We start from the raw sequence: 11,986 nt of genomic DNA, 5'->3' as shown, positions 1-11,986 counted from the left end.
TCAGAAATTTTGCGAATATTGCATATAGGTTGTGCATACGATATTTGTCTATTAAAAGTTTGGTCACCTTTAATTTACTAAATATCAACAATATGCACAACTTTTTATTCATAAATCTTTTATCAATTTAATTCCGCCAACGGGTTAGTATTATATATCGCCGTCAGCTTGGATGGATATATTGCTGACAGCCAGGGATTGGTAGAGTGGATTAAAGGAGAGGATGATGCTGTGGAATCGGAAGACACTTTTACCCCTTTCTTCAGTAACATAGATACGGTTGTTATGGGAAGAAAAACCTTTGACCAGATTGTTACTGAACTTTCGCCCAATCGATGGCCCTATATCGGAGCGACAACTTATGTCTTGACTTATCGTAATGAAGCAGATGTAACGGGGAATATCCGTTTTAGAAATATGGACGCTTGTCAATTGGTAGAAGAGTTGAGGCAGGAAGCAGGAGGCGACATTTGGATTTGTGGAGGTGCGAAAGTTGCCGGACAGCTTATTGAGAAGAATATGATAAACATCTATCATCTTGCCATTATACCCGTTATTTTGGGTGGAGGAGTCAGGCTGTTTGACGGCTCTATGCCAAAGATTGGCTTGACTTTGATTGAGACAAAGAAGTATAATGGAATCATAGAGGTGGTATATTCTCAAAGATAGATTTAGATTAAACGTTCGAAAGCAACAAGAATGTATAAGAAATACTGAGATGGAAGCAAGAAACAGCAATGAGAGTAAGCATATATGCGACATTGCCGACAGGGATGTTGTCATAAGGAGCATGAATGAGAATGATGTAGAGCAAGTGATGCAAATTTGGCTGACAACCAATATACAAACTCATGACTTTATTCCTGTAACCTATTGGAAAAGCCAATTTGATAAGGTAAAGCAAATAATCCCTGCATCCGAAGTATATATTTGTGAGAAATCAAAAGAGATAGTCGGGTTTATCGGGCTTACCGAAAATTATATTGCAGGTATATTTGTGATTTCCGATTGCCAATCCTATGGCATCGGGAAGCGATTGTTGGATTATGCTAAAGCACTCAAATCGAAACTTTGTCTTCATGTTTATCAGAAGAACATCAGAGCCATTAAGTTCTATCAAAAAGAGGGCTTCGTGATTGAGAGCGAAAACATCGATGAGAATACAGGCGAAACAGAGTTCTTGATGAAAACTCTTTAAAGTTTTCATCACCTTAACAAAATAATTATGTTAGCAAGAGAAAGCGGACAACTATATATCCTCCAAAATAATAGATTTCCGTTTTCCATTCCTTCGCTTACTTTCTGCGTAGTTGGTTATTGATGTATTGCTGTACGGCACATAAAATGAATCTACGAATGATAATGGATTGGACGAATATCCAACAAAATATCGTACCTTTGCAGAGGCTTAGGAGGTACGCCAAAATAGAAGTGGAATAATGGAAAGCAAATTGCACAGAAAAGAGAAGAAAATGCCCAAATTGGTACTCTAACCAAGTTAAGAAACAATAAAAGCGTTAAATCTTCACCCTTTAGAATGTACCATTAAAGTTTACGACCATATTTATGACTTATTACTCACAAACTATTGAGAAATAACTGGTTGCAAATACGCGGGATGTACAAGCTTGACCTCTGTTGAAATACCTAATAATGTTACAGAGATTAGAAATAGAACTTTTGCTGATGCTGGGTTGAAAGAAATCCACATGAAAAATCCAACACCACCTGATGTCGCAGACAATGCTTTTTCAACATATGCTTATGTCACATTATATGTTCCTGTTGGAAGCAAAGGTGCCTATCTGCAACATGAAATATGGGGAAAGTTCGGTAACATAGTGGAAAAATAAATTGTTTGGCTCGTTGGAGGAATTAAATTGATAAAAGATTTATGTATAAAAAAAAATTGTGCATATTATTGATATTTAGTAAATTAAAGGAGGCCAAACTTTTAGTAGACAAATATCGTATGCACAACGACTATAAAAATGAGAAACCCATTGGTAGAGTTAAATATGCGCTAATTTAATTCCGCCAACGGGTTGAAGATAGCTTTTTCTTGCAGAGGCGAGCAATGCAAAAAGTTCATTTTTTACATCCTGTTCGGCATTAATATACCGATGATGTTCTCCTCCTCCAAAAAGAGAGAACACCGTTTTCTGGTTTGTTCATTTTGAAATTTTAGTTTTATCGCAATTCTTTACTAAATCACTAACCCAGGACCGAATGTCATCATAGCTGACTCCATTAAGTAATTTGCCTTTCTGCCATTCCAAATCAGGGTAAGTTTTCTTCAATTCTTCTGCACTATTGTTTATGCCACTACCACCGGACGTGGCAAACGGCACAAGCGTTTTGCCCTTAAGGTCATGACTCTCTATGAATGTATTGATAATCCGCGGAGCCTGATTCCACCAGATAGGATAACCGATAAAGATTACATCGTAAGCTGCGAAATCAATTTTTGTATCCTTTACTGCCGGACGAGCATCCGGATTGTTCATTTCTACCGAACTGCGCGACTGCTTGTCGTTCCAGTCAAGGTCATCGGAAGTATAGGTCTGTTGTGGGACAATTTCGCACAGCGTACCGCCTGTAACATCAGCAATCATTCGAGCTGCCCGGGCTGTTGTGCCAGTAGCTGAGAAATATACGACCAACGGTTTCTTCTCAGTTTGCATATTCTTTTCTCTTTTGTTGTTTTGGGCACAGGCTGCAAAGCTCATGGTCATTACCGCCGCCAATGTCAAAATAATCTTGTTCATGATTCTACTGTTTATAATATGTCATTTAATTTTCAATCCCGGTATCAGCGGTTTTACATCCACTAATTCCAGTTCTTGTACCATATCCAGCGTGCCTTGCTTGTACTTCTGGAAGTGCGGTGTCTTCAGATGGCTTTCGTAGGCGGCACGGTCGGCATAGATTTCGAGGATGGTCATTCGGTACGGAGCATCTTTCTCAGAGGTGGCATAGAGCGTCAGAACGCCTGGCTCCAACCGCATGGAGGCTTCAATCTCTTCTTTTAGAAAGGCGTTGTAGGCATCCAACTGTATCGGGTCAACGGTAATCTTCGAAAGGCGCACCAAGTTGTTCTCGGCAGCGACGGGTTTGACATATTCCTGCTTGATGATGCGCAGGGCTTTTATGGCGGCAGGAAAACCGATGTATGGCAGGCACTGGATGACAGCAGCGGTCAGCGTTTCAGGTGTATTGCCCACGTTGATGTTGCCGTGATAGTGCGAATGGAGTTGGCTTTCGGCCTCCAAGGTAGTCAGTACGCAATAGCCTAACAGTTCGCGGGTCTGCAAATCAAGTGCGCCACGGCTGTATATCTCGCCAAAGAAATAGTCCGTGAGAAACTGCTCCACATCCTTGCCCATGTAGCCGGGCAATCCTTCCATTACTGAAGTGATGCCGCCGGGATAGAGTTTGTCCTGAATGGCCTTGCCCGTTTCGTGACGATTTTCTTCCGTCACCGTGCCTTGCTTTTCCAAAGGCAGGGAGATGCCCCGCTCCTTAAACACCTCATTCACCGTGGCTACGGCATTCAGCATCTTGGGGAAACCGATGAACGGAGCGGTGAGATACATCACCTCGCGCAGTTCTTCGGGAGTGACACCCACATTGAGCGCCGCTCCTGCATGGGCTTTCAGTTGCGGGAGCGTCTGCATCGTGGCAAGGGTGATGCAGGTAATCATCTCGCGCTGTTTCATGGTCAGGTTGCCTGTCCGGAACACTTCGCCGAAGATGAACTTCTGAAGGATGTCCATCATCTCAGGGTCTGTGCCTTGCCCGGTAAGCGCTTCGCCACCGAACAGCGTGTGATAATTCTGTTTGCATACTTCTATTCTATCCATAGTGCTTGTTGTTTGTGCCATCGTGGACAGGCTTCCTGCCAGCACAAGGGCGATGATACCTATTGTTTTTTTCATTCTGTTCAATGATAAATGATTATAAACTCTTGCCTAACCGGTAGGCTTGCTGTGGATAATCCGTGCTCTTGACACTGCCTGCCGTCCATACACCCGAAGCTACCACTTCGCCTACACTTGTCCAGCCGAGGTAGTCCATCAGCGTATGATAATGCACCAGCATCGGTTCCGCCTCTTTTCGGGAAGTGTCGGCGTAGGTCATCAGAAAGGCGGCTTTCTTCGGTGCGCCTTTTATCTGCCCGTTGATGGCATAGAAGCGGTCTATCACCCGTTTCATTTGCGCCGAGATGCCGAAATAATACATCGGCGTGGCGAACACCACCATGTCGGCCCCGATAAGTTTGGGGCGAAGTTCCTGAAAGTCATCGTTCAGTATGCAAGGCCCGTTCATGCTGCAACGGTTACAGGCACGGCATGGCTCCACTTGTTTGAAGGCACAGTCGAAGCGGAACACCTCGTGCCCTTTTTCTTCCGCGCCTTTGATAAACTGCTCCGCCAAGTAAGCGGAGTTACCGTTCTTACGGGGACTGCCCGTCAATACTACAATCTTCATCTTGTCTGTCTTTGATTCGTTATCGTTTATGTGGTTGAAAGCCTGCACTATCCCTGTGCCGGCTACCGCCGTACCCAAAGCTGCTAATGCAGACTTTTTCAAAAAATCTCTTCGTTCCATAGGCGTTTGGAATTAAAGTCCTGTCATTTTCTCCTGGTATTCAGGATAACGGCCTCCAACTATCTCTATGTTATCCAAATGCCAACGGATGTCTGCCAATTCTTCAGGAGTAAACCGTATTTCCGCACCACCAATGTTTTCTTGGATACGTTCGATGCGCTTCGTGCCGGGTATGGGAACAATCCATGGTTTCTGTGCCAATAGCCAGCCGATGGCGATGCGGGCAGGAGTGGTTTCTTTTTTCCTGGCAAGTTCTTCCACATATTCTACCAGTTCCATATTGTGCTTCAAATTCTCTCCTTGGAAACGGGGAATGGCGGAGCGAAAATCGGTTTTGTCAAACTTTGTGTCCTTGTTGAAACGCCCAGTCAGCATTGCCTTACCCAACGGACTGAACGGCACGAAGCCGATACCCAGTTCTTCCAATGTGGGTAGCAGTTCTGCTTCGGGCTTCCTGTACCACAGGGAGTATTCACTCTGCACGGCAGTCAGCGGGCAGACGGCGTGGGCACGGCGCACTGTGGCAGGTGCGGTTTCCGACAGTCCCCAATGCAGTACCTTGCCTTCCTTTATCAATTCACCCACAGTTTCGGCTACTTTTTCGATAGGCACATTCGGGTCCACACGATGCTGATAATAAAGGTCTATGTGGTCGGTACGCAGACGGCGCAGCGAGCCTTCCACTGCCTGACGGATGGTCTCCGGACGGCTGGACAGCGAGACGGGACGTGCCGATGTAGTCAAGTCTGGTGTTTCGGACAGGTCGTAACCGAACTTGGTGGCAATAACCACCTTGTCGCGCACGGGCTGTAACGCTTCGCCTATCAAGTCCTCGTTTTGTCCATAACTGTACACTTCGGCGGTGTCGAAGAACGTAACGCCCAAATCTACCGCCTTGCGTATCGTCTCTATCGCATCCTTGCGGTCGGGATATGGTGGATAACTTTGCGTGAAGCCCATGCAGCACAATCCCACGGCGGATACTTCCAGTCTGTCTTTTCCTAAGAATCTTGTTCTCATTATTGTCTCCTTTTTATATTGTTAATGATTCTCTCGTCTTTCTTTGGCCGTACTGGACAAGCCTCTCAATATTTCCACCTCGTTGGGTTCCAGCGGGATGGACGTTCCACCTGTTAGGAAGCAGCACAAGAGTTGGTGCGGCGTCAAGTGGTGGCGGTCGGCGATGAAGCGCACTGCCTCGTCTATACATAATTCTTCAGGGTAATCTGTTTTCTGTTCCATTGTTTTTCTGCGATTTTATCTGATGCAAAATTACAGTGGAACAACGAGAGGCTTTGTAACTATAAGTGGGCAAACTGTACCAATTTCACAGAAATTACGTATCAGCATAAATCATTGTCCGTTAAATAGTTTATCTTTGTATCGGTTTAACAGGAAGAATAATGAGCAAGATACTGAAAGTAACAAATGTCAATGATTACGGCCGCTATCTCGGATGCGCAGACCAGCATCCGTTGGTCTGCGTCATTGACTATACAGAGGTGTCACCCATCCGCCACAGCCTGAACAATTACAGCGTGTACGGGCTGTTTCTCCGAGACGATGCCGAGGTGGAACTTGATTACGGTTGCGGCAAATATGATTACAATAAAGGAACGTTGCTCTGCGTGGCTCCGGGGCAGGTGGGCGGCAAGGAAGACAACGGCGAGCGGGTGGCGATTACAGGATGGGCGCTGTTGTTCCATCCTGATTTGCTGCACGGCTTCCCGCTTGAGAAACATATCAAAGAGTATTCTTTTTTTGACTACCGTGTGAACGAAGCCCTGCACATGACCGACGAGGAGCACGACATCCTTGTTTCGCTGATGCGACAAATGCGTGAGGAACTCAGCAAGAGGCCGGACGAACTCCAAAACGCGATTATCGTGAGTTACATAGAACTGACACTTAACTTCTGCCAGCGTTTTTACAACCGGCAATTCGTCACCCGCAAGATCGAGAACGCCGACATTCTTGTCCGTTTCGACAAGCTGCTCCGTGACTATTTCGACGACAAACTGCAACTGACGCTCGGCCTGCCCACCGTGCAGTATTGCGCCGACCGCCTCTGCATGTCGCCCAATTATTTTGGCGACGTCATCAAGAAGACCACCGGCGACACGGCGAGCAACCACATCCGCCAGTTCGTCATCCAGCTTGCCAAGAACGGGCTTGCCGCCGGAGAAACCGTTTCGCAGGTGTCAGACCGCCTCGGTTTTGAATATTCACAGCATTTCAGCCGGATGTTCAAGAAGCAGGAAGGCATCACTCCGTCGGAATATTGTCAGAGGCTGCGTTCTTGATAAATAGACGTTCCGTAGGGTTGCCTGTCAAGTCGAAATAGAGTCGCGACATATTTTCCCAAAAATCTATCGGCTTGTCCTGAATGATTATGCGACAAAGTTAGATGGGATGGAGTGCCGAATTGCAGCATATGTCTTGATAAAGTTTTTTTCTTGCAAATGAATATTTTTCTTTCTTATGCCATCGTTTTTCACATCCATTTCGCTACCTTTGCTCCTGCACATTGCATTAAGTAAGATGATATTTATGGCTGCAAATATTTTTTGGACGATATGTATGGTTGATAGACACGTTGAATAGATACAAACGTCTGAAATTTCAGGAAATTAACGAATTGTGGTAGGATAGTGGGCTGGGTAATGTGAGATAGGAGATGATGATGCCAGTTCGTGCAGAAATGCGTAATTTTGTCCGCAATATGTTGAGTTATTATATGGAGGAGGAAGAAAATACATGCAAGGAATAAACTTTACTGCCATAGACTTTGAGACGGCCACCGGTAAGCGGGCTTCCATTTGTGAGGCAGGCATCTGTGTGGTGCGGGACGGGAAGATTCAGGAGACACGTTCATGGCTTGTACGTCCTCAAGGCAACTATTATAGTTATTGGAATATACAGGTGCATGGCATTCGTCCCGTCGATACGCGGGATGCTCCAGAGTTTCCCGAAGTCTGGGGTGAGATAGGTAGATACTGGAAGGACTGTCCTGTCCTTGTGGCGCATAATGCGGCTTTCGATATGGGTTGTATCCGTCATTCGCTTGAACTTTACGGTATGGAGAAACCGGACATTACCTATTATTGCTCGTTACGTGCTGCCCGTAAGCTTTATGACTTTGGCTGCAATACGTTGAGCTATCTGTGTGATTTGTTTGAAATACCTTGCGGGCATCATCACCGGGCGGGCAATGATGCCGAGATGTGTGCCAGGCTGTTTTTGCGGGAAATCAGAGATGCCGGATGGTGTGAGTTGGAGGAGATGAGTTATTGCAAAGGGAAACTGTAAAAATGGATTTTGTATGGATGCTCCTTTTTTATACAACGATTTTTCTACCTTCCTGAAGCGTCATTTCCCCTTCAAGGTGCAGAAGATTTCCCTCAATGCGGGTTTCACATGTCCGAATCGTGACGGCACTAAGGGGTATGGAGGCTGTACGTATTGTAATAATCAGACGTTCAACCCTGAGTATTGCCGTACGGACAAGAGCATTGTCCAACAATTGGAAGAAGGGAAGTTGTTTTTCGCCCGCAAGTATCCGCAGATGAAATATCTGGCCTATTTCCAAGCTTATACCAATACGTATGGTGGTCTGGAGGCGCTGAGGCGGAAATATGAGGAGGCATTGGCTGTGGATGATGTGGTGGGGCTGGTCATTGGCACGCGGCCGGATTGTATGTCCGACGAACTTTTGGATTATCTTGCCGAACAAAAGGAACGGACATTTGTCTTGATTGAATATGGTATCGAAAGCACGTCGGATAAGACATTGCGGCGTATCAACCGTGGGCATACGTGGGCTGAAACGGTGGATGCAGTAAGGCGCACCTCTGAACGGGGGATTTTGTGCGGAGGACATGTCATCTTGGGATTGCCGGGCGAGACACGAGCAGATATGGTGAGGCAGGCGGAGGACATTTCTTCGCTGCCGCTTACTACGTTGAAGCTGCATCAGTTGCAACTGATCCGAGGTACGCGCATGGCTCGGGAATATGAGGAAAAACCAGAAGACTTTCATCTGTTTGACGTGGATGAGTATATGGAGGTGGTGATAGATTATGTTGAACGTTTGCGCCCGGATATCGTGTTGGAGCGATTTCTGTCGCAGTCGCCCAAAGACTTGCTGGTGGCACCGGATTGGAACTTGAAGAATTATGAGTTCAATCACCGCTTGTGGAAAAGAATGAGGGAACTTGACGCATATCAAGGTAAAAAGTATGATAAGTGTGGAAAATAAACTAACTTTGTGCCGATATTGACCGTAATATTAAACAGAGTAAGAAAATATGAATGAAAAGACCCTGATTAAAGGAAAAATCCATTACGTAGGAGTGAATGACCGCAACAAACACCTCTTCGAAGGGATGTGGCCATTGCCTTATGGCGTATCTTATAATTCCTATCTGATAGACGATGACATCGTGGCGTTGGTCGATACAGTGGATGCCTGTTATTTCGAGGTGTTCTTGCGCAAGATTCGCAGTATTATTGGCAACCGCCCTATTCAATATTTGATTATCAATCATATGGAGCCGGATCATTCGGGTTCTATACGTCTTATCAAGCAATATTATCCCGATATCGTTATCGTGGGCAACAAACAGACGTTCGGTATGATTGAGGGATTTTATGGCGTGACGGGTGAACGTTATGAGGTGAAGGAAGGCGATTTCCTTGACCTGGGATATCATAAACTGCGTTTTTACTTGACTCCTATGGTGCATTGGCCTGAGACTATGATGACGTTCGATGAGACGGACGGTGTGTTGTTCTCGGGAGATGGCTTCGGCTGTTTCGGCACTCTGGATGGAGGCTTCCTGGATACGCGCATCAATACGGATAAGTATTGGGACGAGATGGTGCGTTATTATTCGAACATCGTGGGCAAGTATGGCAATCCGGTACAAAAAGCCATGGCTAAACTGGGCAAGCTGCCTATCAAGGTTGTATGCTCTACGCATGGGCCGGTGTGGACGGAGAATATCCCTAAGGTGGCGGGCATCTATGACCGTCTGAGCCGTTATGAGGCAGCGGAAGGTGTGGTGATTGCCTATGGCAGCATGTATGGAAATACTGAGCAGATGGCGGAGGCCATTGCAGAAGAATTGTCCGCACAAGGCATACGCGACATCGTTATGCACAATGTCAGCAAGAGCCATCCGTCTTATATGCTGAAAGATATATTCCAATACAAGGGACTCATCATCGGAAGCCCCACTTATTGCAATCATATTTATCCGGAAGTGGAATCATTGCTGGAGAAAATCTTGTTGCGTGAGGTGAAGAACCGTTACTTGGGGTTGTTCGGCTCGTTCTGTTGGGCAGGAGCTGCCGTAAAGCGGATGGGCGAGTTTGCCGAAAAGAGCAAGTTCGAACTGGTGGGTGACCCTGTGGAAATGAAACAGGCGATGAAGGACATAACCTACGAGCAGTGTGGAATCCTAGCACGTGCTATGGCCGAACGCCTGAAGAAAGACAGACCCAATGTATAACCTTTAAATAACACAACAATGCGAGTTATTATTCAACCGGATTATCAATCCGTATCCAAGTGGGCGGCCAATTATGTGGCTTCTAAGATTAATGCAGCTAATCCTACGCCCGAAAAACCTTTTGTTTTGGGATGTCCTACCGGTTCGTCGCCGTTGGGCATGTACAAAGAATTGATTGATTTGAACAAAGCTGGGGTTGTTTCTTTCCAGAATGTTGTGACCTTCAACATGGACGAATATGTGGGCTTGCCCAAGGAACATCCCGAGAGTTATTACTCTTTCATGTGGAATAATTTCTTCAGCCACATTGATATTAAGGCGGAGAACACGAATATCTTGAACGGTAATGCCGCCGATCTGGATGCAGAGTGTGCACGCTTTGAGGAGAAAATCAAGTCTTATGGTGGTGTAGACCTCTTCATGGGAGGTATAGGTCCGGACGGTCATATCGCGTTCAATGAGCCGGGTTCTTCTTTGTCTTCGCGCACCCGTCAGAAGACGTTGACCACGGATACCATCATCGCCAATTCCCGCTTCTTTGACAATGATGTAAACAAGGTTCCTAAAACGGCTTTGACGGTCGGCGTAGGAACTGTGCTCAGCGCGAAAGAGGTGATGATTATTGTTAATGGACATAACAAGGCGCGTGCGCTCTATCATGCCGTAGAAGGCCCTGTGATGCAGATGTGGACCATCAGTGCTTTGCAGATGCATGAGAAGGGTATCATCGTGTGCGACGATGCTGCTACTGACGAGCTGAAGGTGGGCACGTACCGTTACTTCAAAGATATTGAGGCTGAGCATCTGGATCCGGCTTCTTTGCTGAAGTAAGATTGTATTCATCGTTTGCAAGGCGGTGTGCCCTGTTCTCCGATTGGGTTAAGGGGAAGGGCACACCGCTTGTGTATAAGTTTCATTTTACTTGTGCTTTTTCTAATGAGACCTTCTTGTCTGTTCATCCTGTTTGCTGTTTTGTGGTTGTTTCAGTCTCCCTTGCAAGGGCAGCAGGCCTATCTTCGTCAGGCTCTTGCTGATTATGTGTCTGATAAACCTGCACAGATTGGTGTTGCTCTTATTGTGGAGGGTAGGGATACTGTCTGTGTGAATGATTCTTGCCGTTATCCGCTGATGAGTGTTTTCAAGTTGCATCAGGCTTTGGCTGTGGCTCATGGATTGCGTGTCAGGGGTTGGACGTTGGACACTCCTGTCTGTATCAGGCAGGAGGACCTGAAGCCGGACACGTACAGTCCCTTGCGTGACAAATATCCCGAAGGAGGTGTTACCCTGCGAGTCAGAGACCTGTTGTCTTACACCTTGCAGTGGAGTGACAACAATGCTTGCGATATTCTGTTTGACCGTATTTGTGGTGTGGAGGAGACGGAACGCTACATGCATGAATTGGGCATTGTTCCGTTGGCTATTGTGGCCGATGAGGCGGAGATGCATCGTTCTTTGGGGCGGTGTTATGATAACTGGAGTACGCCTTTGGCTGTGGCACGGCTGCTGGAAATGCTTTTCACCCATCCTGTGTTTGCCGATGGTGCGGAGGAGGGCTTTATCAGGAAGATGCTGCTGGAGTGTGAGACCGGGAAAGAGCGTCTGGCTGCTCCGCTGGAAGGTACGGGCACTGCCATCGGGCATAAGACTGGCACGGGGGACCAGAATGTCCGGGGGGAGTGGATAGGAGTGAATGATGCAGGTTTTATCCGTCTGCCCGATGGACGGCATTATACGCTTGTGGTGCTGGTGAAGGATTCGCGGGCTACGATGGAGGAGACTTGCCGGTATATGGCTGACATATCGTCCATCGTGCTTAGGGCATTGACGGGTGGAGAGAAGACAGGCCGAAGTGGAATTTGAAT

General features: G+C 46.5%; 14 protein-coding genes and 1 pseudogene. 9 read left to right on the top strand and 6 right to left on the bottom strand.

What is annotated here, in order from left to right:
- Window positions 1-112, bottom strand: a pseudogene (locus M3090_RS02465) (IS982 family transposase); the annotation flags it as partial.
- A 2-nt stretch (window positions 113-114) separates the two neighbouring features.
- Here M3090_RS02465 and M3090_RS02460 point away from each other — a divergent pair.
- The 3 genes from M3090_RS02460 to M3090_RS15830 all read left to right on the top strand — a co-directional run bounded on the left by M3090_RS02460 (window position 115) and on the right by M3090_RS15830 (window position 1,853).
- The gene (locus M3090_RS02460; protein ID WP_317239095.1) at window positions 115-669 is read left to right on the top strand and encodes a dihydrofolate reductase family protein; all 555 of its coding nucleotides are present in this window, start codon (window positions 115-117) and stop codon (window positions 667-669) included.
- A gap of 49 nt (window positions 670-718) precedes the next feature.
- Entirely contained in the window at window positions 719-1,198 is a 480-nt protein-coding gene (locus M3090_RS02455) for a GNAT family N-acetyltransferase (protein ID WP_249053814.1), read from the top strand.
- Window positions 1,199-1,595: 397 nt separating this feature from the next.
- Window positions 1,596-1,853, top strand: a complete 258-nt coding sequence (locus tag M3090_RS15830) for a leucine-rich repeat protein (RefSeq protein WP_317239093.1) — start codon at window positions 1,596-1,598, stop codon at window positions 1,851-1,853.
- 318 nt (window positions 1,854-2,171) lie between these two features.
- Here M3090_RS15830 and M3090_RS02445 read toward each other — a convergent pair whose 3' ends face one another.
- Genes M3090_RS02445 through M3090_RS02425 form a run of 5 tightly spaced genes read right to left on the bottom strand, consistent with a single transcriptional unit; the run spans window position 2,172 to window position 5,853 of the window.
- Complete coding sequence (locus M3090_RS02445) at window positions 2,172-2,768, bottom strand: flavodoxin (protein ID WP_249053812.1); 597 nt, start codon at window positions 2,766-2,768, stop codon at window positions 2,172-2,174.
- Window positions 2,769-2,789: 21 nt separating this feature from the next.
- On the bottom strand, window positions 2,790-3,938 hold the full coding sequence (locus M3090_RS02440; protein WP_410553163.1) for a carboxymuconolactone decarboxylase family protein: 1,149 nt from the start codon (window positions 3,936-3,938) through the stop codon (window positions 2,790-2,792).
- Between the two features lie 19 nt (window positions 3,939-3,957).
- On the bottom strand, window positions 3,958-4,611 hold the full coding sequence (locus tag M3090_RS02435; RefSeq protein ID WP_249053811.1) for an NAD(P)H-dependent oxidoreductase: 654 nt from the start codon (window positions 4,609-4,611) through the stop codon (window positions 3,958-3,960).
- A gap of 12 nt (window positions 4,612-4,623) precedes the next feature.
- Window positions 4,624-5,631: an aldo/keto reductase gene (locus M3090_RS02430; RefSeq protein WP_249053810.1), complete on the bottom strand. Its 1,008-nt coding sequence runs from the start codon at window positions 5,629-5,631 to the stop codon at window positions 4,624-4,626.
- 21 nt (window positions 5,632-5,652) lie between these two features.
- On the bottom strand, window positions 5,653-5,853 hold the full coding sequence (locus M3090_RS02425) for a hypothetical protein (RefSeq protein ID WP_249053809.1): 201 nt from the start codon (window positions 5,851-5,853) through the stop codon (window positions 5,653-5,655).
- 161 nt (window positions 5,854-6,014) lie between these two features.
- Between M3090_RS02425 and M3090_RS02420 the strand changes: the two genes are divergently transcribed.
- The 6 genes from M3090_RS02420 to bla all read left to right on the top strand — a co-directional run bounded on the left by M3090_RS02420 (window position 6,015) and on the right by bla (window position 11,984).
- The gene (locus M3090_RS02420; RefSeq protein ID WP_249053808.1) at window positions 6,015-6,914 is read left to right on the top strand and encodes a helix-turn-helix domain-containing protein; all 900 of its coding nucleotides are present in this window, start codon (window positions 6,015-6,017) and stop codon (window positions 6,912-6,914) included.
- Between the two features lie 454 nt (window positions 6,915-7,368).
- Window positions 7,369-7,920, top strand: coding sequence for a 3'-5' exonuclease (locus M3090_RS02415; protein WP_249053807.1), 552 nt, complete (start codon window positions 7,369-7,371; stop codon window positions 7,918-7,920).
- 13 nt (window positions 7,921-7,933) lie between these two features.
- Window positions 7,934-8,869 (top strand): TIGR01212 family radical SAM protein, encoded by a 936-nt coding sequence (locus tag M3090_RS02410; protein ID WP_249053806.1) that lies wholly within the window; start codon window positions 7,934-7,936, stop codon window positions 8,867-8,869.
- Between the two features lie 49 nt (window positions 8,870-8,918).
- Window positions 8,919-10,124, top strand: coding sequence for an FprA family A-type flavoprotein (locus tag M3090_RS02405; protein WP_249053805.1), 1,206 nt, complete (start codon window positions 8,919-8,921; stop codon window positions 10,122-10,124).
- An 18-nt stretch (window positions 10,125-10,142) separates the two neighbouring features.
- The gene (nagB, locus tag M3090_RS02400; RefSeq protein WP_249053804.1) at window positions 10,143-10,955 is read left to right on the top strand and encodes a glucosamine-6-phosphate deaminase; all 813 of its coding nucleotides are present in this window, start codon (window positions 10,143-10,145) and stop codon (window positions 10,953-10,955) included.
- A 105-nt stretch (window positions 10,956-11,060) separates the two neighbouring features.
- On the top strand, window positions 11,061-11,984 hold the full coding sequence (bla, locus tag M3090_RS02395) for a class A beta-lactamase (RefSeq protein ID WP_249053803.1): 924 nt from the start codon (window positions 11,061-11,063) through the stop codon (window positions 11,982-11,984).
- The last annotated feature ends 2 nt before the right edge of the window (window positions 11,985-11,986 follow it).

Origin of the sequence: Bacteroides sp. ET71, from assembly GCF_023336905.1 — a bacterium.
GTDB lineage: Bacteria > Bacteroidota > Bacteroidia > Bacteroidales > Bacteroidaceae > Bacteroides.
The sequence above is the reverse complement of the archived record's forward strand: the minus strand, read 5'-3'. Positions and strand labels throughout refer to the sequence as shown.